This is a genomic window from Cupriavidus sp. CP313 (assembly GCF_054072015.1).
Window position 1 is genome coordinate 20,931 of the sequence record NZ_JBSVZB010000025.1, and the last position, 20,688, is coordinate 41,618.

Sequence of the window (20,688 nt, forward strand, 5' to 3'; positions counted from 1 at the left end):
GAGAAAGCCATGGCCCTGCAGCAGACGCTGGTCATTCATGAAGCCCTGGACAGCCCGCACGCCAACGGTGCGGTCGTCAGCGAACTGTTCGCGCCCTACGCTGGCGCCGGCGTGAGCGTGGAAGTGACCACGATCCACAACGCCCCGCCCGAGAACACGGCCAACACCACCGACTTCATCACCATCGTGATCCCCGGCAACGCGGGCAAGCGTAGCGGCGGCAGTGCGCCGACGCTGGGCGTGATCGGCCGCAACGGCGCGATTGGCGCGCGCCCGGAACTGGTGGGGCTGGTGTCTGATGCCGACGGCCCGATCGGCTGCCTGGCGGTGGCGCTCAAGCTGGCGCAGATGAAGGCGCGCGGCGACCACCTGGTGGGCGACGTGATCGTGACCACGCACCTGTCGACCAATGTCTCGATGCAGCCGCACGACCCGGTGCCGTTCATGGGCATGCCGGTCTCGTCCGACACCATGAACGACTACCAGGTGCTGCCGGAGATGGACGCGATCCTGTCGATCGATGCCTCCAAGGGCAACAGCATCATCAAGCACCGCGGCTTTGCGATTTCGCCGACGGCGATGCAGGGTTACATCCTGCGCGTGGCGCCAGACCTGGTGGCGACGATGGAGTCCACCAGCGGCTGCCCGGCGGTGACCTTCCCGATCTCGCAGCAGGACATCACGCCGTACCACAACGGCCTGTACCACTTCAACAGCATCATGCAGCCGCACGTGGCCACCCAGGCGCCGGTGGTCGGCGTGGCGGTGACGGCGCAGTCGGTGGTGTCGGGCAGCGCGACCTCGGCCAACCATGAGATCGACATCGCCGAAGCCGTGCGCTTCTGCGTGGAGGTGTCCAAGCGCTTTGGCGCCGGCAAGTGCCAGTTCTTCAATGCCGCCGAGTGGGAGAAGATCCGCGCGGTCTACCCGGACCTGTCGGTATTCCAGACCGCGGGCAAGCGCTGAGCGCAGCGCCGACGGCCTGGCAGGTTCAGGCGGCTTCGGCCGGCCCTGGCTGGTTGGCCGCCTCGGTCGGGGCGGTGCCGCCGTGGCGCCGCTTCCATTCGTCGAAGCCGCCGGCCAGCGCCCAGGTCTTCGGGTAGCCAGCCACGCGCAGGCGCTCGGCCAGCAGCGCGGCGGACAGTTCATTGGGGCAGGCGCAATAGACCACGATGTCGGCCCCAGCATGCGGCACGCCCAGCGCGTCCAGGCTGTCCAGCGCGCCCTGCATGTCGAGCACCACCGAGCCGGGAATGCGCTCCATCGGCGTGTCGCCGTGGGCGCGCACGTCGATCACCACCGGCAGGCTGCCGGCCAGCCGGCGCGCTTCCAGTTCATCCACCGTCATGCGCGGCACGCGCCGCGTGCGGCGCAGCAGCCGGAGGCGGCGCCACCAGCGCCACGCCAGGAACAGCGCGAACGCCACCACCAGCCCCACCACGGCCATATGCCCGTAGGCGCTGAACGCCTCCAGGATGGCATCGATAAAATCACTGAACACCACGCCGATCAGCAAGGCGCTGCCAGCCCAGACCAGCGCGCCGATGGCGTCATAAAACAGGAACACCGGCAACGGCGTGCCCGTCATGCCCGCCATCGCGGTGGACAAGGCGCCGGCACCGGGCAGCAGCTTGGCAATCACCAGCGAGCGCGGCCCCACGCGCAGATAGAGCGACTGGGTCTGGCGGATGCACGAGTCCTGCGAAATCGAAACCCGGCAGATCGTGCGCAGCATCGGCTGCCCCAGCCGGCGTCCGGCGAAGTACCAGCCGGTATCGGCAATCAGGCAGGCGAAGATCACCGCAGCCAGCACCGCGCCGATCGACGGCCCGGTTTCCTGCACGCCCAGCGCGCCGGCGACGAACAGCATCGGGTACGCCGGCACCGGCAGCCCGGCCTGCTCGACCAGCACGTTCAGGAACACCAGCATCAGCCCGTGGTTTTCCAGCAAGGCCTGTAACTCTCCCACTATGTTCTCCCCGTCAGTCCAGGATGCCAGTGTGCCAGTCGCCGGGGACCCGTGCACTGGCAGCTTTGCATGGGTGTTTCAAATTTCCTGAGTGGACGGCGCGCCGGCAGGGAGCCGCCCTGACCTACGTTATCCTACAACATCACATTCCAGCCTCACCTACCTCACCACAGTACGACTGCCGAAATCGCGGGCATGAAGTGCCCCTGACTGCGCGTTTCTGTCGTTTTTTGGGCGCCCGCAAGGCTTTCCAGCGAACACGCCGGCCGCATCCCGGTTAACCCCGAATGATTGCCTGCCCTATTGCCTTCGCCAAAACCTTGTCGTACGATGACTGATAACTCGGATGACCTGCGCCGCCGCAGTCAGCCTCCACTGCCACCCGGGGCCACTGGCCCGCTCAGGATTGCCGCAATGCTCGCACCCAACGAACTCAAGCAAATCGTCTCTGAAGGCCTGCTGTCCTTCCCGATCACCGACTTTGACGCCCAGGGCGACTTCGCGCCGCAGTCCTACGCCGCGCGGCTGGAGTGGCTGGCCCCTTACGGCGCCACCGCGCTGTTCGCGGCGGGCGGCACCGGCGAGTTCTTCTCGCTGACGCCGCAGGACTACTCGGCCGTGGTCGACACCGCCGTGCGCACCTGCGCCGGCAAGGTGCCGATCCTGGCCGGCGCCGGCGGCCCGACCCGCACCGCCATCGCCTACGCGCAGGAAGCCCAGCGCCTGGGCGCGGCCGGCGTGCTGCTGCTGCCGCACTACCTGACCGAAGCCAGCCAGGACGGCATTGCCGCCCACGTGGAGGAGGTCTGCAAGTCGGTGGATATCGGTGTGATCGTCTACAATCGTGCCAACTCGAAGCTGGATGCGACGCAACTCGCACGCCTGGCGGAGCGCTGCTCCAACCTGGTCGGCTTCAAGGACGGCGTGGGTGACATCGAGGCCATGGTCAGCATCCGCCGCAAGCTGGGCGACCGCTTCTCTTACCTGGGCGGCCTGCCCACGGCCGAGGTCTATGCCGCGGCCTACAAGGCGCTGGGCGTGCCGGTGTATTCGTCGGCAGTGTTCAACTTCATCCCCAGGACCGCGATGGACTTCTACCGCGCCATCGCCGCGGACGACCATGACACCGTGGGCCGCCTGCTCGACAACTTCTTCCTGCCCTACCTGGCCATCCGCAACCGCAAGGCCGGCTATGCCGTGAGCATCGTCAAGGCCGGCGCCCGCATGGTCGGCCGCGACGGCGGCCCGGTGCGCACGCCGCTGACCGACCTGACCGGCGAGGAGATGGAGATGCTGGGCGCGCTGATCAACAAGCTCGGCCCGCAGTAACCGGCAAGCAAGCCGTCCTCGCATTGCATATCGACAGGCCGGCCGCGGGGCACTTGCCCTCCGGCCGGCCTTCCCGTTCCAAACGCTGACAAGGAATCCTTCCATGCACATCACCGGCGACATGCTGATCGGCGCGCAAGCCGTGCGCGGCACCGAAGCCCTGCTGCAGGCCATCAATCCCGCCACCGGCGAAGCCCTGGGCCCTGACTTCCATGGCGGCGGCCAGGCCGAGGTCGAGCGCGCCTGCGCGCTGGCCGAAGCCGCTTTCGACACCTACCGCAACACCACGCCAGAGCAGCGCGCGGCCTTGCTCGAAGCCATCGCCACCGGCATCGAGGCGCTGGGCGACACGCTGATCGAACGCGCCCACCTGGAAAGCGCACTGCCGATCGCGCGCCTGCAGGGCGAGCGCGGCCGCACCGCCGGCCAGCTGCGCCTGTTTGCCACCGTGCTGCGCGAAGGCCGCTGGCAGCAGGCCACCTTCGACGCCGCGCTGCCCGAGCGCAACCCGCCGCGCCCGGACCTGCGCATGCAGCGCATCGCCATCGGCCCGGTGGCGGTATTCGGCGCCAGCAACTTCCCGCTGGCCTTCTCAGTGGCCGGCGGCGACACCGCCTCGGCGCTGGCCGCGGGCTGCCCGGTCGTGGTCAAGGCACACCCGGCGCACCTGGGCACGTCGGAACTGGTGGCGCGCGTGATCCAGCAGGCCGTGCAGGACGCGGGCCTGCCCGAAGGCGTGTTCTCGCTGCTGGTCGGGGCGGGCAATGCCATCGGCACGGCACTGGTCTCGCATCGGGCAATCCAGGCGGTGGGCTTCACCGGCTCGCGCGCCGGCGGCCTGGCGCTGATGCAGGCTGCCCAGCGCCGCCCGCAGCCGATCCCGGTATATGCGGAGATGAGCAGCATCAACCCGGTGTTCCTGCTGCCCGCGGCGCTGGATGCGCGCGGCGAGGAAATCGGACGCCAGCTGGTGGATTCGCTGGTGATGGGCGTCGGCCAGTTCTGTACCAACCCCGGGCTGGTGATCGGCATCGAAGGCCCCGCCCTCGACAAGTTCCGCGCATCGGCGCTCGGCGCGCTGCAAGGCAAGCCGGCAGCGACCATGCTGACGCCCGGCATCCATGCCGCCTATGAGCAAGGCGTGGCGCAGCTGTCGTCGCTCGACGGTCTGCAACGCATTGGCGACGGCGTCGACGGCAACGGGGCCAACCAGGCGCGGCCGGTGATGTTCGAGACCGCCGCGGCGCAGTTCCTGGCGGATCATCGGATGCAGGCCGAGGTGTTCGGCCCCTCGACGGTGCTGGTGGTGTGCCGCGATCTCGAAGAGATGCTGACGGTGGCGCGACAGCTTGAAGGCCAGCTGACGGCGACGATGCAACTCGACGATGCCGACCACGCGGCCGCGCGGCGCCTGTTGCCGGTGCTGGAACGCAAGGCCGGGCGGGTGCTGTGCAATGGCTATCCGACTGGCGTTGAGGTTGCCTACGCGATGGTGCATGGCGGGCCGTTCCCGGCGACTTCGGATGCGCGTTCGACTTCCGTGGGGGCGACGGCGATTGACCGGTTCTTGCGGCCGGTTTGTTATCAGAACTTGCCGCAGGCGTTGTTGCCGGAGGCGGTGAAGGGTTGATCCCATGGGCCTTGACGCTCATGCCCACGTACGCCGCGTCGAAGAACTGGGCGAGGGGGGGTGCTGCTGGTTGGCTTGGGTACGTAGTGGGGGTTCAATGTTGTCGTAGGTCGACGGCCTGGTTCCGCCCTGCTGGGCGGGTCACTTTTTGGCCGAGCGCCAAAAAGTAACCAAAAAGCGCGTCGCCTCGGCGGCTGGCCATCCATTTCACGGTGGGGGTGGTTCGGGCGGTGGTGATTTCCGTTCGATGTGGTGGGTGGTTCGACCCTGCTACGCATCCTGTCCGGTGCCTGCGTCGACGGACTATTGGACGAACCCGACTTTAGGCGGTTGGCCGCCTGCTAACCACCGCGTCGGTGGGACGCCTTCGGCTGCGCTTCGCGCCGGCCCTAACGTGGCAGAACGAATGGCCACTTCCTGACTTGCGCTTTTGGCCCGGCGTCATTGGCGACAGCGCCGTGCGAGCGCAGCGATGCACTCCGTGCCTGGGCACTCAACCTACGATGCTGAGTGCGCGCAGCGCAGCCGAAGGCGTCCCACCGATAACCTGGTTAGCAGGCTGCCAATAGCCTAAAGTCGGGTTCGTCCAATAGTCCCTCGACGTAGGCACCAGACAGGGAGCGTAGCTGGGTCGAACGGGCAACCACGCAAAAACGGCAACCACCGCCGCCATATGACCAACACCGTGCAATTTATGGCCAGCCGCCCAGGCGACGCGCTCTTTGCCTACTTTCTGTCGCTCGGACAGAAAGTAGGTCGCCGGCTACGCCGGCGAAACAGCCACGCCCGCCAAGAGCCACAATCCAACCGCATGGCACGAAGGCAAAGCAACCCCAAGAACCCCATAAAGCCCTCAGCAACGCCCAACAAAAAACGCCCTCGATGAGGGCGTCTCTCGTTGGGCGCAGCGGAAAAGCTCCCACTCAAGCCTCCAGCTTGATCCCCGCCTGCTTCACCACCCCCGCCCATCGCGACTGCTCAGCAACAAAGAACTTCCCAGTCTCCCCCGGCGTCATCGTCACCACCTCCGCCCCCTGGGCCACCAGCTGCGCGCGTAGGTCCGGCGCGCGGATGATGCGGATCAGCTCGCCGCTGATGCGCGCCACCATCGCATCGGGCATGCTGGCCGGGGCCATCACGCCCTGCCACGTTCCGGATTCGAAATTCGGCACGCCCTGCTCGGCGATGGTCGGCACGTTCTGCAGCAGCGGCATGCGCGTGCGCTTGGACTGGGCGATCAGCTTGAGCTTGCCCGACTGCACGTGCGGCAGCGTGGCCAGCATGCCGTTCATCAGCACCTGGGCGCTGCCGCCCACGGTATCGGCAATGGCCTGCGAGCCGCCCTTGTAGGGTACGTATTGCCACTTGGCGCCGGTGGCCTGCTCCACCGCCACGCCGGCCAGGTGCGGCGCGCTGCCGATGGCGGTCACGGCAAAGTTGAGCTGGCTGCGCTGCGACAGTGCCACCAGTTCCTTCACGCTGGTCGCCTGCACCGACGGATGCACCACCAGCAGGTGCGGCGAGTAGGCCAGCATCGACACCGGCTTGAGGTCCTTGGCGATATTGAAGGTCAGCTTGGTATAGACCGACGGGCTGATCGCCAGCGCGCCGATATCGCACAGCATCAGCGTGTGGTTGTCGGTGGCCTGCGCCACCAGTGCCGCGCCGACGTTGCCGTTGGCGCCGGGGCGGTTGTCCACCACCACTGACTGGCCCAGCACCTCGCCCAGCTGCTTGCTGATCAGGCGCGCGATGATGTCCGACGAGCCGCCGGCGGTGTACGGCACCACCAGGCGGATCGGGCGGGTGGGCCAGTCCGGTGCGGCGTGCGCGGCCGATGACAGGCCCGCGAGCGGGCCGGCTGCCAGGCCGGCGGCCAGTACGGAGGATTGCTTGAGGAAGGTGCGGCGTCCCTGGGTCATGCTGTTGTCTCCTGTCGATGACGCGCGCGCCGGCGCAGCACGCTATGCGTGCATGGCCGGCGCGGTCGGTGCTGTAGTGTCTGGGTTCAGTGCTATGGCTTCAGTCCAGCGCGATCTTGCCCGTCTCGATCACGGTCTTCCAGCGCTGCAGCTCCTGCGCCTCGAACTGGTTGAACTGCTCGGGCGTGTTGGCCACCACCTCGAAGCCGCTCTCGGACAGCTTCTGGCGCATCTTCGGGTCGTTCAGCGACGACACCAGCGCGCCGTGCAGGCGGCTCTTCACCTCGGGCGGCAGGCCGCGCGGCGCCGCCACGCCTTGCCACGAGTACACCTCCACATCCTTCACGCCGGCCTCGGCCATGGTCGGCACATTGGGCAGCACCGGCGAGCGCTTGTCGGAGGTCACCGCCATGGCCTTGAGCTTGCCGGTGCGGATGTGCTGCAGCACGGCGTTGACGTTCTGGAACGACACGTCAACCTGGCCGGCAAGCAGGTCGGAGATAGCCGGGCCGCCGCCCTTGTAGGGCACGTGCAGGCCGTCGGTGGCGCTCTTCTGCCAGAACAGCGCCGCGGTCAGGTGGTCGGACGAGCCCGCGCCGGACGAGGCAAAGCTGACCTTGCCCGGATTCTTCTTCATGTAGGCCACCAGTTCCTGCAGCGTATTGGCCGGGAACTGCGGGTTGGCCACCAGCACGTTGGGCGCGCGCACCGCCACGGTCAGCAGGTCGAAGTCCTTGGCCGGGTCATAGGCCAGGTTCTTCTGCAGGAACGGGTTCACCGCATAGACGCCGATCGACGCCACCATCATGGTGTAGCCGTCCGCCGGCGCGCGCTTGACGAAGGTGGCGCCGATGGCGCCGGTCGCGCCGGGGCGGTTGTCGATGACGAAAGGCTGGCCCAGCTTTTCATTGAGCGGCACGGTCAGCATGCGCGCGATGGCGTCGCTGGAGCCCCCCGGCGGGAACGGCACCACCACCGATACCGGGCGTTGCGGCCAGTCCTGTGGCGCGGCGTAGGCGGCGGCGCTGACGGTCAGGGCCGCCACCGTGACGACAGAGCCGAGCGCGAAGGCGCGCAGCCAGTGGTGCAGGCGCAGGGCGCGCTGGCGTTGGAACGTGTACATCGTTGTCTCCTGCAGTGTCTTTATCCGATGAGCCGGCCGTCCCGATGACGGCAGCGGCCGGTTGGGCGTTACCGGTACCGCATCAGCGCACCATGCAGGGCGCCTTGTTGTTGAACTTCCAGCCGGGGATCAGGAACTGCATCGCCGTGGCATCGTCGCGTGCGCCCAGGCCCTTGCGCTGGTACAGCTCGTGCGCGCGCGCCAGGGCATCCATGTCGAGCTCCACGCCCAGGCCCGGCGTCTTGGGCACCTGCACCAGGCCGCCTTCGATCTTCAGCGGGTTGCGGGTCAGGTTTTCGCCGTCCTGCCAGATCCAGTGCGTGTCGATGGCAGTGACGCGCCCCGGTGCGGCAGCGGCCACGTGGGTGAACATCGCCAGCGAAATATCGAAGTGGTTGTTCGAATGCGAGCCCCAGGTCAGGCCCCATTCGGCGCACATCTGCGCCACGCGCACCGAGCCCTGCATGGTCCAGAAGTGCGGGTCGGCCAGCGGGATGTCGACCGACTGCAGCCGCACCGCATGCCCCATCTGGCGCCAGTCGGTGGCGATCATGTTGGTGGCGGTGGGCAGTCCGGTGGCGGTGCGGAACTCGGCCATGATCTCGCGCCCGGAGTAGCCGTCTTCGGCACCGCACGGGTCTTCGGCATAGGCGAGCACGCCGCGCTTGTCGCGGCACAGGCGCACGGCTTCTGCCAGCGACCAGGCGCCGTTGGGGTCCAGCGTGATGCGCGCCTTGGGGAAGCGTTCGGCCAGCGCCAGGACCGCTTCCATCTCTTCGTCGCCGCCCAGCACGCCGCCCTTGAGCTTGAAATCGTTGAAGCCGTAGCGCTCATAGGCGGCTTCGGCCAGGCGCACCACACCCTCGGGCGTCATCGCCACTTCATTGCGCAGGCGGAACCACGCGTTGTCGGCATCGGGCTCGGTGCGGTAGTCCAGCGTGGTGCGCTGGCGGTCGCCGATATAGAAGAGGTAACCCAGCATCTCCACGGCGTCGCGCTGCTGGCCTTCGCCGAGCAGTGCGGCCACCGGCACCTCGAGGTGCTGGCCGAGCAGGTCGAGCAGGGCCGCCTCCAGCGCCGTCACCGCATGGATGGTGATGCGCAGGTCAAAGGTCTGCAGGCCGCGGCCGCCGGCATCACGGCTGGCGAATGCCGCGCGCACGCGGTTCAGGATGGCCTGGTACTGGCCGATGGGCTGGCCCACCAGCAGCGGCCGCGCGTCTTCCAGCGTCTGGCGGATGCCCTCGCCGCCCGGGACCTCGCCCACTCCGGTATGGCCGGCGCTGTCGCGCACGATCACGATATTGCGCGTGAAGTACGGGCCATGGGCGCCGGACAGGTTCATCAGCATGCTGTCATGCCCGGCCACGGGCACCACGGTGAGTTCGGTCACGACCGGGGTGTGGGCGGACGCCACGGGGGCGGCGGTTGGGGTCATCTCTGGGTTGTCTCCGGCATTTCCGATGGCGGGCGCAGTATCGTCCACCCGGGCCATCGTGTTGCGTATGTTATCTGTCATCGTATGACTGATAACCCAGTATAATGAGGCCATCTCGAACCGGTCAAGTCCGGGAAACCCCGCCCGTAGCCACCATGCCGAACTCCACCCCCGCCCAGTCCGTTCCGCCTGTTCCTGCGCCGCAAGCGCTGCTGCGCCGCCGCGGCCGCACGCTTGCCGAGGAAGTGGTGCAGGCCCTTGGCGAAGAGATCCGCCAGGGCCAGCTCAAGCCCGGCAACAAGCTGCCGACCGAGTCGGAAATCATGGCGTCGATGGGGGTCAGCCGCACCGTGGTGCGCGAGGCACTGTCGCGGCTGCAGGCCAGCGGCCTGGTGGAGACGCGCCACGGCATCGGCACCTTCGTGCTGGCGCGCGCGGCCGAGGCGCCCTCGCCCTTCCGCATCGGGCCGGACGCGCTGGGCACGGCCATGGATGTGATGGCGATGCTGGAATTCCGTGTCAGCCTTGAGGCCGAGGCCGCGGGCCTGGCCGCATCGCGTCGCACCGACGCGCAGCTGGCCGCGATGCGCCAGGCGCTGGATGAGCTCAAGCGCAGTGCCGGCGCCGGCAACGACGCCGTGGAGAGCGACTTTGCCTTCCACCTGGAGATTGCGCGCGCCACCGGCAACCGCTACTTCACGGACATCATGGGCCACCTGGGCACCATGGTGATCCCGCGCAGCCGCCTGCAGGTCAGCACGCCCGAGCGCGAGCAGTACCTGGAGCGCGTCAGCATCGAACACGAGAACATCTACGACGCGATCGAGCGCCGCGACCCCGACGGGGCCAAGGCCGCCATGCGCATGCACCTGACCAACAGCCGCGAACGGCTGCGCAAGGCCTCAGCGCCGGCCGGCGCCCAAGGCTGAGCGGCGCGCACGCACCTGGGTGGGTGCGGCCCGCCAAGTCATACGATGTCTAATAAGAAAGACCGGAATTAGGGCGTCAGCCGGCAGCGCCGCGCAAAGTCCACCAGCTCCACCAGGGACGAGACCTGCAGCTTGCCCATGATGCGAGCCTTGTAGCTGCTGACGGTCTTGTTGCTGATAAAGAGGCTGGCGCTGATGGCCTTGTACGACAGGCCGCGCGCCAGCATTTGCAGCACCACCAGTTCCTTGTCGGAAAGGCGCCGCAGGATCTCCTCATCGGCCGACATGGCCTGGCGCGGCGCGCCGCCGCGGCTGAGCACCGGGAACACGGTATAGCCCGCCAGCACCGCCTCGACCGCACGCAGGATTTCCTTGATGTCCTGGGTCTTGCTGACGAAGCCCTGCGCACCGGCCTGCCATGACCGGCTGATGAACACGGCCGGGTCCAGCGCCGTCACCACCAGAATGCGCACCTGCGGATGGATCGCGCGCAGGCGCGGCGCCACATCCAGCCCGCTGGAGCGCGGGATGTCCAGGTCGAGCAGCACGAGGTCCGGCGTGCGCGCGCGCACCAGCTCGATGGCGCACTGTCCGTTGTCTGCTTCGATCACCTCGTCTACGCCAAGCAGCTGCAACAGGTGGTGCCTGAGCACCAGCCGCATCGCCGGATGGTCGTCAACGATCAGGATGGTTGTCATGCGTGGCTTCGTAGTCCGGGAACGCATCGGCGACCAGGCGCATTCCGCCCGGGCATGGGATGGCAGGGGCGATGAACACGCGGGGCGCGATGCTGCGCCAGTATAGGGAGCCGCGGACGCTGGCAGGATGGGAGAAATCGGTTTCGCATGAAGCCGAATCCTAGGCCCGCCTCAGACACACGCTCATGCCGGAGCACCGGGCCGCGGCGGTGTGCCCCTGCGCACGGCAGGGACAACGGCAAACGGCCAGTGGTGCTACTCTATTCCAGCGGGTTTCATCCATGGAGAACACTGTGCCTCGCAAGACCCCCATCGAGCGCTACCGCAATATCGGCATCAGCGCGCATATCGACGCCGGCAAGACCACGACGACCGAACGGATCCTGTTCTACACGGGCGTCAGCCACAAGCTGGGCGAAGTGCACGATGGCGCGGCCACCATGGACTGGATGGAGCAGGAGCAGGAGCGCGGCATCACCATCACGTCGGCCGCCACCACTGCCTTCTGGAAAGGCATGGCCGGCAACTACCCCGAACACCGCATCAACATCATCGATACGCCGGGACACGTCGACTTCACCATCGAAGTCGAGCGCTCCATGCGCGTGCTCGACGGCGCCTGCATGGTCTATGACGCCGTCGGCGGCGTGCAGCCGCAGTCCGAGACGGTCTGGCGCCAGGCCAACAAGTACGCGGTGCCGCGCATTGCCTTCGTCAACAAGATGGACCGCGTCGGCGCCGACTTCTTCCGCGTGCAGACGCAGATTGCCGACCGCCTCAAGGGCCGCGCCGTGCCGATCCAGATCCCGCTGGGCGCCGAGGACCATTTCAAGGGCGTGGTCGACCTGGTCACGATGAAGGCCATCGTCTGGGACGATGCCAGCCAGGGCGTGCGCTTCGAATACCAGGACATTCCGGCGGACCTGCTGGCCACCGCACAGCAATGGCGCGACAAGATGGTCGAAGCCGCCGCCGAGGCCGACGAGACGCTGCTCCACCAGTACCTGTCGGGCGAGCCCCTGACCGAGGACCAGATCAAGCGCGGCCTGCGCAAGCGCACCATCGCCAACGAGATCGTGCCGATGCTGTGCGGCAGCGCCTTCAAGAACAAGGGCGTGCAGAGCATGTTGGACGCCGTCATCGACTACCTGCCCTCGCCCGCCGACGTGCCGGCCATCCTGGGCCACACCGAAGACGACCGCGAAGCCGAACGCCATCCCAACGACGACGAGCCGTTTGCCGCGCTGGCGTTCAAGATCATGACCGACCCCTTTGTCGGCCAACTGATCTTCTTCCGCGTCTATTCCGGCGTAGTCAAATCCGGCGACGCCGTCTACAACCCGGTCAAGGGCAAGCGCGAGCGCCTGGGCCGCATCCTGCAGATGCACGCCAACGTGCGCCAGGAGATCAAGGAAGTGCGCGCTGGCGACATCGCCGCGGCCGTCGGCCTGAAGGAAGCCACCACCGGCGACACGCTGTGCGACCCCGACAAGGTCATCATCCTGGAGCGCATGAGCTTCCCGGAACCGGTGATCTCGCAGGCAGTGGAGCCCAGGACCAAGGCCGACCAGGAAAAGATGGGCATTGCGCTGAACCGCCTTGCGCAGGAAGACCCGTCCTTCCGCGTGACCACGGACGAGGAATCCGGCCAGACCATCATCTCCGGCATGGGCGAGTTGCACCTGGAAATCCTGGTCGAGCGCATGCGGCGCGAGTTCGGCGTGGAGGCCTCGGTCGGCAAGCCCCAGGTGGCCTACCGCGAGACCATCCGCCAGCCGGTCAAGGACGTGGAAGGCAAGTTCATCAAGCAATCGGGCGGACGCGGCCAGTACGGCCACGTGGTGCTCAACCTCGAGCCGATGCCGCACGGCGTCGGCTATGAGTTCGTCGATGCCATCAAGGGCGGCGTGGTCCCGCGCGAGTTCATCCCCGCGGTGGACAAGGGCATCCGCGAGACCCTGCAGTCAGGCGTGCTGGCCGGCTACCCGGTGGTCGACATCAAGGCCACGCTGGTGTTCGGCTCCTACCACGACGTGGACTCGAACGAGAACGCATTCCGCATGGCCGGCTCGATGGCGTTCAAGGACGGCATGCGCCGGGCCAGGCCCATCCTGCTGGAGCCGATGATGGCCGTCGAGGTGGAAACGCCTGAGGAATTCACCGGCAACGTGATGGGCGATTTGTCGTCACGTCGCGGCATGGTGCACGGCATGGAAGACATCGCCGGTGGCGGCGGCAAGATCGTGCGCGCCGAGGTGCCGCTGGCAACCATGTTTGGCTACTCCACCACGCTGCGCTCGCTGACGCAGGGGCGCGCGACGTACACGATGGAGTTCAAGCACTATGCCGAGGCGCCGGCCAATGTGGCTGAGGCGGTGATATCGACGAAGCGGGCGGGGTAACAAAGGTTTGCTCCCCTCGCCCGCTTGCGGGAGAGGGGCCGGGGGAGAGGGCCGGCGCATCCACGCGCCCGCGCCCTCCCCCCTCACCACCTCAGCAAGCCGCCGCCGTCATCTTGAAGATCCCCTGCGCATTGCCCGCATCAAACCCCAGGTCATAACGCTGCGGCGCGGCCGCATCTTCGGCAAAGCGGTCGCGCGTGATGAACTCGTAGAACGATCCCGGCACGTCCCGCTCCACCGTCTCGCCCTGCGCGCCGACGAAGGTGCGGCGCACCGTGTCCGCGCGGAACGCGGTCTGCTTGACGCGGCCGCTGCGCGAGACTTCCACCTTGTCCTTCATCGGCCGGCCCAGCTGCTTCTGCTGCTCGGCGAGCGCGAACACGTCGTCGACGCGGTCGGTGGCGTGGTTGAAGGCGTTGCCTTCGGTGGCGACCCAGGCCATCTCCGCCGATTCACTCAGCAGGGTTTCATAGTCGGCCAGGCTCGGCGTGGCGTGCTGGCGCTCGAAGCATGGCACCAGCAGGCCGACCAGCTCGGCGCCGTCGGCCAGGTCCAGTGCGCCGTCGCGCTCCAGCTGCCACAGCAGGGTCTGCGCGCGCGGCGTGAGCGGGTCGGCGGAGGTGCCGGTGACGCGGCTGACGGCGGCGCGGAAGGCATCGCTGAAGCGTTCCGGATGGAATTCGCTGAGGAAGAACTGAGCGATGTCCTCAGGCGCGTCGGCATGCGCGTATGAGCGGCCGGTCATGCCGATGCGGTCCAGCGGATAGGTGCCGTTGAGCATGTAGCCGAGCGGGCGCAGGATGCGGGTGAAGGCGGCCTCGCCTTCGGGCAGCGCGCCGTTGTCGCGCCACTTGACCGTGCGCAGCGCGCCGTGGTCGAAGGTGACCTTGCCGCCGGCGGCGGCGACATCGTCGGTGTAGGCGCGGCCGGTCGGCACGCGCTCGAGGATGCCGCCGAACAGCACCATGTTCAGGGCCTGGGCGATTTCCGCGCGGGTGGCACGGCCCTGCGGGGCCTGCGGCAGATCCGCGGGCAAGGTGACCAGCGCGAGCAGTTGCGCGGCGCGGGCGGCGCCGACGTTGGCGGTGAGGAGCGTGGAGAGTTTGGAGGTCATGGGCGCAAACAGGTGAGCACTGGGACGGCAGCCGGGCTGGCGACGATCCGCGGGGCAGGATAGGGGCGCCCCCATGGCGCGCACAAGCGCGCATTGCGCACAACGTTGTGCGTGCGGCGCACGATCAGGGTAGCGGTGCGGGCCTGGCGCCGCTGTTTATACTGTCAGCCTTCCTTCCCTCGCAGTCCCATGAGAAACGACATCCCCAACCTGGGCGCGCTGCAGGCCTTCGAGGCTTCGGCACGGCTGGGCAGCTTTACCCGCGCCGCGGCAGAGCTGGCGCTGACGCACAGCGCGGTGGGGCGGCAGGTGGCGCAGCTGGAGCAGCGCCTGGGCGTGGCGCTGTTCACGCGCGTGCGCCGGCGCCTGGAGCTGACCGATACCGGGCGCGAATACGCCGCGCGCATCCGCCGGCACCTGGACCACCTGCAGCGCGACACGCTGGAAATCACCACCGGCCGGGCCATGGGGTACACGCTGGAGCTGGCGGTGGTGCCCACCTTTGCCACCCAATGGCTGATCCCGCGCCTGCCGGACTTTGCGCGGCGCCATCCCAATGTGACGGTCAACCTGTCGGCGCGCTCGCAGCCGTTCTCGTTCCAGGAATGCGCCTACGACGCGGCGATTTACTTCGGCGACCAGTTCTGGCCCGGCACACGCGGCGGCGTGATCTTCCGCGAAGGGGGCATGGTGCCGGTGTGCAGTCCCGCCTTCCTGGCCGGGCATCCCGTGACCGACGCCGCCAGCCTGGCGCGCTGCCGCCACCTGCACCTGAGCACGCGCGCCAACGCCTGGCGCGACTGGTACGCGGCACAGGGCTGGGCCTATGACCTGGCCGCCTCGCGCGGGCCGCGCTACGAACTGTTCACGATGATGACGGCCGCCGCGGCGGCCGGGCTTGGCATCGGCCTGGCGCCGCGCCTGCTGATCGAGCGCGAACTGCAGACCGGCCAGCTGGTGATCCCGCTGGCGGGCATGCTGGACGAGCAGCAGGGCTACTACTTTGCCTATCCGGAGGGCCGGCCCGAATCCGAAGCGCTGGCGGCCTTCCGCAACTGGATCCTGGGCCTGTCGCGCGATGCGCCGGCCACGGCTGCCGGCGACTGATCGCGCCACCTCGCTGCGGCCGATGGCGCACTTTCCGGCGTTTGCGCAACGCAGGTCATCGGCAGCGACGATGGCCGCGCCAGCTACAACGCGCTGTTCGGGCGCCAGGCCTAAGCGGGACTTTCCGGCGACTGGGGCAGCCTGACCCTTCGGGCGCCAGTACAACGCGCTGAACAATATTGGCTGGGCCTTCAATCCGCTGGGCCAGGGCTGGGGCAATTTCTGGATCCCCAGTGGGGCAAGTCGCTGCACGAGTACTACGGCCGCGACCCGTACTGGGTGTCCCCGCCGCTGTAAGCTGCGCAGGGGCTACGCCCACGTTGCAAGCAGCCCGCGCGCGGCCAGCGCGGCCAGGCCGATACCTGCCACGCCCGGCAGCAGGCGCTGCACCGCGCGTGGCGCATAGGACAGGCCCAGCGCCACGGCAAACGCGCTGGCTGTCAGCGTGCCAAGCCACGACACCGTTCCCAGCGGCCCGCCGTCGGCAGCAACGTGGAGCGACCAGGCCAGCGCGAGCGCGCCGGCACCCGCCGCGCGCAGCCCTGCCACCGCGCGCCTCGACGGCATGCTGCCGCGGCCATGGATATCTGCATGGTGGCGGTCGAGCGACAGCGCCAGTGCGGCGAATCCTGACAGCGACAGTGCGAAGGCAGCCAGCATGTTCATGCGGGCTCCTGCGTGCCGGCAGCCACGTCGGCCACCTTCTGCGGCTGGCGTGACGTGCGCCGCGGTGCCGGCTGCCTGCGTCCGACCATCCAGGCCGCGGCCGCCAGCGCGATGCCGAGCGCCAGCGTCACCAGGTCGAAGCCAGCCACCGCCGCCGGCCCGCGCCCCTGCAGCAAGGTCACGCCCAGGTGCGATTCGGTGGTCAGGGCGTTGAGCACCGGGATGCCCCCGAACAGCGCCGCCCCCGCCCACAACTGTGCGCGCCACATGCCGCGCGCGGGACGCAGCAGCGCCAGCAGCGCGCAGGCGGCCCAGGCGATGAAGAACCAGCGGATCTCCGCTTCAGGCCGTTGCGCCAGTGCCACCGGCAACAGGCGGTTGGCCCAGAAGTAGCTGGCAAAGGCAATCGGCAGGCCGGCGATGGCGCTGATGTTCAGCGCCTCGACCAGGCGCAGGCCAACGCTGGGCCGTGCACCTGCAGCCAGCGCCTTGGCCTGCTGCTGGCGCGTGCGTACCGCCCACAGGATCGCCCCGGTGGCCACCATGGCGGTGCCGGCAAGACCGCACAGGAAGAACAGCGCGCGCAGGCCTGGTGAAGCAAAGCCGGCGATATGCAGGCCGGTCATGACGCTGCGCGTCAGCTCTGCCGCGGACTTGTCTTCTGCGTACGCGCGCAGCATGGCGCCGCTGGTGCCGGAGAATTCAAGCGTGGGCGCATCGTGTGCCAGCGTATGCGGCTCGGCACGGGTCAGCGCCACGGTGGCATTGGCATCGCCCGGCAGGTTCACGGTGATGCGCCGCGGCGCGGCCCCCTGCCAGCGGCGCTCCGCCTGCGCCACCATGTCTGCCACGCTTGCCAGCGCGGCGGGCGTGCCCGCAGCCCTGGCTGGCGGCGGACGCAACATCGCCTCGGCCTGGAAAGCACGCTCGCCGCCGCGGTAGGCGGCCTCGATGCCCCAAGGCATATACATGAACAGCAGCGTGACCAGCCCCGTGTAGGTGATCATCAGGTGGAACGGCAGCGCCAGCACCGCCAGCGCATTGTGCGCATCGAGCCAGGATCGCTGGCCCTTGCCGCGCCGGAACGTGAAGAAGTCGGCAAAGATGCGCCGGTGCGTGATGACGCCGCTGACGATGGCGACCAGCATGAACATGGCGCAGAAGCCGGCAATCCAGCGCGCCCACTTGGCCGGCATGTAGTGCAGGTCGAAATGCAGCCGGTACAGGAACTCGCCGCCGCGGGTCTCGCGCGCGGCCTGCAGCGGCGCGCCGGTGGCCGGGTCGAGCAAGCGGCTGTCGAATCGGCGCGGCTTGCCGTCGGCATCGCGCGGCGCCTGGCCCGGCTTGTAGACCCACCGCACGCTGGCGGCCTGGCGGCGATCGTCGGGCAGCGTGATGAACCAGCGCGCGGCATCCGGTGCCTGCCGGCTGAGGTAGCGCACCGCGTTCTGCGCCACCTGCGCGGCCGGCACCTCGGCGGCGGGCGTGGTGCGATGCAGCTCGGGCCGCATCCACAGCGAAATCTCTTCCTTGAAATAGCTGGCGGTGCCGCCGCAGAACATCAGGAGCAACACCCAGCACACCAGCAGGCCGCTCCAGGTATGGAGCCATGCCATCGACTGCCTGAAACCTGCCCGCATCAGCCGCCCCGTCCCACGGCCAGCAGCCCCGACAGCAGCGCGGCCGGCAGCGCCAGGCCTGCCCACGCGCGCCAGGCGCTGCGCACCGCGAAGACCCAGACGGCCGCCGCGGCATAGACCGCAAAGGACAGCAGCGTGGCCGTGGTCACGGCATCGGGCCGCGCCATCGGCAGCCAGACGGACAGGGCCGCGGTGGTCAACGCCGCCAGCGCGTAGCCGCCAGCAATGGCTGCAACCGCGCGCGAGGCCACCCCGGCGCGATAGCGCCAGCCGGGTGCGTGGGCCTGGCTCATGCCGGCACGCGCAGTACTGCGCCGCAGGCAAGGCCGGCAATCACGGCTGGGGCTGACTGCAGCGGCATGCCGGAGACGGGACGGCAATGGCGGGTGGAACGTCGATACATGGCGCAGGACCGGGACAAGGAATCGTTACGAATGATAACAATTCGTATTACCGTCCTCAAGGTCGTACATTGCGCCACCAGACCACTCTCAAAAAAATGAGGCGCCCGGTAAAATTTCTCTTGTAATGAGATCGATTCCCATTTACTATTCGATCACTGCCTGACGCACGGCGCACCGCCCGACAGGCAGACCGGCCAGGTCCGGCGCGCCGCGGCACGCGGCAACGACCGAAGCTGGCAGGAACAAGATTTCCGGATGCCGCCGCTGCGGCATCCGACACCGACTTTTGTGGGGACCGCTCCGTCACGCGGAGCGTTTGGCAGTAGCCAGTCTTCGGAAGATCGGGAAAGCAACCAGACCCCGCTTTCCCGATCGCGTCTTCCGGTGACAAGCCAGGCCACCTTTTTATTCCGCGCGTTGTGCAGGCACGGCGCGCCGCCAGGGACGGGAGCGCCAGCGCTGGTCCGGCCGTGGCGCTTCAGCCTGAAATCCCGCCAAGCCATCGACGCCGCCCGTGCGCGGCGCCAGGCCGGGCGCCGCCCTGCCCGCGGGGCGCCAGCCGCATGCCAATGCCTTCCGCCATGTCATTCGAGAGCACAAACCCGATCCATCTCAAGCGCGCCGGCCTGAAGGCCACATCGCCGCGCATGCGGATCCTTGAAGTGTTCCGCACCAGCGCCCGGCGCCACCTGAGCGCCGAAGACGTCTACCGCATCCTGCTGACGCAGGACGAGGACGCGGGACTGTCGACGGTGTATCGCGTGCTCAACCAGCTGGTGCAGGCCGACATCCTGCTGCGGCACAGCTTCGAGTCCGACCACGCCGTGTTCGAACTCAACGAAGGCGGCCACCATGACCACCTGATCTGCGTCGCCTGCGGCCGCGTGGAAGAATTCCGCGATGAAAGCATCGAGCAGCGCCAGCGCCAGGTAGCCGCCGACAACGCCTTTGTTTTGCGCGAACACATGCTGGTGCTGTACGGCGTCTGCCCGGAATGCCGGGCCGGCGCCAATGAGGCCGAGCCCACGCCGGAGCTGCCCGCCCGCGCGTAAGCGCGCCGCCGCCTCATGCCGCGCACCTGACGGAGCCATCCATGGAGCGCCTGAACAAGCCGCTGTCCGAACTCAAACGCCTGCTCAACCTGTGCCTGCGGCAGGAGCCCGGCTGCCACGACTGCCAGCTGCGCGCGGTCTGCGTGCACCGGCCCGACCACACCGGCTGCAACTGGAGCGCCGAAGTCGATTTCCCCGAACGCAGCGAAGCCGACGCCGTGCGCCACCTGCGACAGGCACGCCGGGTGGTGATGATGGTGCGCGAGCAGTACAACGTGGCGGCGGGCACGGCGGCACAGGCCTGAACCCGCAGTTTCAACGTTTGACCGCAACACCACCTGCCGGACTGGCGCCCTGCTCCGCCCCCGCCACCGGCCGCAACACCAGCCACACCGCCACCCCGATCAGCGCGCCACCCGCCGCATGCGCCCACGACAGTGCCTCGCCCAGGAACAGCGCGCCCCAGACGATGCCGAACGGCGGGATCAGGAAGGTGACGCTCAGCGAGCGCACCGGACCCAGGTCGGCAATCAGGCGGTAATACAGGATGTAGGCCAGCGCCGTGCACAGCACGCCCAGCCCCAGCATGGCCGCCCACACGCCGGCGCCCGCAGCGGGCAGCGTGTTGTGGCGCCACAGCGCGGCGAGGCAGAAGGGCAGCAGGAACACGGTGGCGCCGACCATGCTGCCGGCGGCGACCAGCCGGCTGTCCAGTCCGCCGCGCTGCGTGATCCAGCGCCGCGCAAGAAAGCCGGACAGGCCGTAGCAGGCGGTGGCCAGCAGGCAGGCCAGCGCGCCCAGCAACACGTCGGCCGAGAACGCCACCGGTCCGGTGCGGGTCAGCACCGCGACGCCCGCCACGCCCAGCAGCACCCCCAGCGCCTTGGCGCGCGTGAGCCGTTCGGAAAACGCCAGCGCGCCGATGAGCACGCCCATCAGCGGGGTCATGGCATTGAACACGGCCGAATAGCCGGCCGGCAGCCACAGCGCGGCGACGGCGTACATGACAAACGGGATACCGGAATTGACCACCCCCAGCGCCAGCACCGCCGGCCATTTGCCCTGCATATCCCAGCGCAGCTTCAGCAGCGGCAGGCATGCCGCCAGCGTAAGCGCGCCGATCAACACCCGGGCGAAGGCGGTCGGCATTGGTCCCAGCACCGGCGCGCCGATGCGGATAAACAGGAAACTGGCGCCCCAGATGGCGGCCAGGGCAAGCAAGCGGGCGAGATCGGCGGGTTTCATCGGGGGAACCGGGAGGCGCC

18 protein-coding genes and 1 pseudogene are annotated in these 20,688 nt (G+C 68.4%); 9 read left to right on the top strand and 10 right to left on the bottom strand.

Features of this window, described 5'->3' with window-relative positions:
- Nucleotides 1-9: 9 nt before the first annotated feature.
- Complete coding sequence (locus ACW4E8_RS28470) at nt 10-966, top strand: DUF1177 domain-containing protein (RefSeq protein WP_456807560.1); 957 nt, start codon at nt 10-12, stop codon at nt 964-966.
- 25 nt (nt 967-991) lie between these two features.
- Here ACW4E8_RS28470 and ACW4E8_RS28475 read toward each other — a convergent pair whose 3' ends face one another.
- Nucleotides 992-1,969, bottom strand: a complete 978-nt coding sequence (locus tag ACW4E8_RS28475; protein ID WP_456807561.1) for a DedA family protein/thiosulfate sulfurtransferase GlpE — start codon at nt 1,967-1,969, stop codon at nt 992-994.
- A 414-nt stretch (nt 1,970-2,383) separates the two neighbouring features.
- Here ACW4E8_RS28475 and kdgD point away from each other — a divergent pair, with 414 nt between their 5' ends.
- Both kdgD and ACW4E8_RS28485 read left to right on the top strand, forming a co-directional pair.
- Nucleotides 2,384-3,298, top strand: a complete 915-nt coding sequence (gene kdgD, locus ACW4E8_RS28480; protein ID WP_456807562.1) for a 5-dehydro-4-deoxyglucarate dehydratase — start codon at nt 2,384-2,386, stop codon at nt 3,296-3,298.
- A 103-nt stretch (nt 3,299-3,401) separates the two neighbouring features.
- The gene (locus ACW4E8_RS28485; RefSeq protein ID WP_456807563.1) at nt 3,402-4,928 is read left to right on the top strand and encodes an aldehyde dehydrogenase (NADP(+)); all 1,527 of its coding nucleotides are present in this window, start codon (nt 3,402-3,404) and stop codon (nt 4,926-4,928) included.
- Between the two features lie 923 nt (nt 4,929-5,851).
- Here ACW4E8_RS28485 and ACW4E8_RS28490 read toward each other — a convergent pair.
- The 3 genes from ACW4E8_RS28490 to gudD all read right to left on the bottom strand — a co-directional run bounded on the left by ACW4E8_RS28490 (nt 5,852) and on the right by gudD (nt 9,411).
- Nucleotides 5,852-6,850 (bottom strand): Bug family tripartite tricarboxylate transporter substrate binding protein, encoded by a 999-nt coding sequence (locus ACW4E8_RS28490; RefSeq protein ID WP_456807564.1) that lies wholly within the window; start codon nt 6,848-6,850, stop codon nt 5,852-5,854.
- A gap of 100 nt (nt 6,851-6,950) precedes the next feature.
- Complete coding sequence (locus ACW4E8_RS28495; RefSeq protein ID WP_456807565.1) at nt 6,951-7,973, bottom strand: Bug family tripartite tricarboxylate transporter substrate binding protein; 1,023 nt, start codon at nt 7,971-7,973, stop codon at nt 6,951-6,953.
- Nucleotides 7,974-8,055: 82 nt separating this feature from the next.
- The gene (gudD, locus tag ACW4E8_RS28500; protein WP_456807566.1) at nt 8,056-9,411 is read right to left on the bottom strand and encodes a glucarate dehydratase; all 1,356 of its coding nucleotides are present in this window, start codon (nt 9,409-9,411) and stop codon (nt 8,056-8,058) included.
- Between the two features lie 155 nt (nt 9,412-9,566).
- Here gudD and ACW4E8_RS28505 point away from each other — a divergent pair, with 155 nt between their 5' ends.
- Complete coding sequence (locus ACW4E8_RS28505) at nt 9,567-10,340, top strand: FadR/GntR family transcriptional regulator (protein WP_456807567.1); 774 nt, start codon at nt 9,567-9,569, stop codon at nt 10,338-10,340.
- Between the two features lie 68 nt (nt 10,341-10,408).
- Here the strand turns inward: ACW4E8_RS28505 and ACW4E8_RS28510 are convergent, their stop codons facing one another.
- Nucleotides 10,409-11,038: a response regulator gene (locus ACW4E8_RS28510; RefSeq protein WP_456807568.1), complete on the bottom strand. Its 630-nt coding sequence runs from the start codon at nt 11,036-11,038 to the stop codon at nt 10,409-10,411.
- 293 nt (nt 11,039-11,331) lie between these two features.
- On the opposite strand from ACW4E8_RS28510, the gene fusA reads away from it, so the two are divergent.
- Nucleotides 11,332-13,440, top strand: a complete 2,109-nt coding sequence (gene fusA / locus ACW4E8_RS28515; RefSeq protein WP_456807569.1) for an elongation factor G — start codon at nt 11,332-11,334, stop codon at nt 13,438-13,440.
- A 91-nt stretch (nt 13,441-13,531) separates the two neighbouring features.
- Here the strand turns inward: fusA and ACW4E8_RS28520 are convergent, their stop codons facing one another.
- Nucleotides 13,532-14,554, bottom strand: a complete 1,023-nt coding sequence (locus ACW4E8_RS28520) for a 2-oxoadipate dioxygenase/decarboxylase family protein (protein WP_456807570.1) — start codon at nt 14,552-14,554, stop codon at nt 13,532-13,534.
- 189 nt (nt 14,555-14,743) lie between these two features.
- Here ACW4E8_RS28520 and ACW4E8_RS28525 point away from each other — a divergent pair, with 189 nt between their 5' ends.
- Nucleotides 14,744-15,661, top strand: coding sequence for a LysR substrate-binding domain-containing protein (locus ACW4E8_RS28525; protein WP_456807571.1), 918 nt, complete (start codon nt 14,744-14,746; stop codon nt 15,659-15,661).
- A 57-nt stretch (nt 15,662-15,718) separates the two neighbouring features.
- Nucleotides 15,719-15,887 (top strand): annotated as a pseudogene (locus ACW4E8_RS28530) (porin); the annotation flags it as partial.
- 83 nt (nt 15,888-15,970) lie between these two features.
- Here ACW4E8_RS28530 and ACW4E8_RS28535 read toward each other — a convergent pair.
- From ACW4E8_RS28535 to ACW4E8_RS28545, 3 genes are read right to left on the bottom strand one after another with little or no spacing between them, the layout of a single operon-like run.
- On the bottom strand, nt 15,971-16,327 hold the full coding sequence (locus tag ACW4E8_RS28535; RefSeq protein WP_456807572.1) for a DUF3325 domain-containing protein: 357 nt from the start codon (nt 16,325-16,327) through the stop codon (nt 15,971-15,973).
- On the bottom strand, nt 16,324-17,967 hold the full coding sequence (locus tag ACW4E8_RS28540) for a PepSY-associated TM helix domain-containing protein (protein WP_456807573.1): 1,644 nt from the start codon (nt 17,965-17,967) through the stop codon (nt 16,324-16,326). Before ACW4E8_RS28540 ends, ACW4E8_RS28535 begins: the two co-directional genes overlap by 4 nt.
- A complete protein-coding gene (locus ACW4E8_RS28545) occupies nt 17,967-18,260 on the bottom strand; it encodes a DUF3649 domain-containing protein (RefSeq protein ID WP_456807574.1) in 294 nt (97 codons plus the stop codon). The genes ACW4E8_RS28540 and ACW4E8_RS28545 overlap by 1 nt, the downstream gene beginning before the upstream one ends.
- Before the next feature lie 674 nt (nt 18,261-18,934).
- On the opposite strand from ACW4E8_RS28545, the gene fur reads away from it, so the two are divergent.
- Both fur and ACW4E8_RS28555 read left to right on the top strand, forming a co-directional pair.
- Nucleotides 18,935-19,423, top strand: coding sequence for a ferric iron uptake transcriptional regulator (gene fur, locus ACW4E8_RS28550; RefSeq protein ID WP_456807575.1), 489 nt, complete (start codon nt 18,935-18,937; stop codon nt 19,421-19,423).
- Between the two features lie 41 nt (nt 19,424-19,464).
- The gene (locus ACW4E8_RS28555; protein WP_316155379.1) at nt 19,465-19,728 is read left to right on the top strand and encodes a hypothetical protein; all 264 of its coding nucleotides are present in this window, start codon (nt 19,465-19,467) and stop codon (nt 19,726-19,728) included.
- Nucleotides 19,729-19,738: 10 nt separating this feature from the next.
- Here ACW4E8_RS28555 and ACW4E8_RS28560 read toward each other — a convergent pair whose 3' ends face one another.
- Nucleotides 19,739-20,668 (bottom strand): DMT family transporter, encoded by a 930-nt coding sequence (locus tag ACW4E8_RS28560; RefSeq protein WP_456807576.1) that lies wholly within the window; start codon nt 20,666-20,668, stop codon nt 19,739-19,741.
- Between the last annotated feature and the right edge of the window lie 20 nt (nt 20,669-20,688).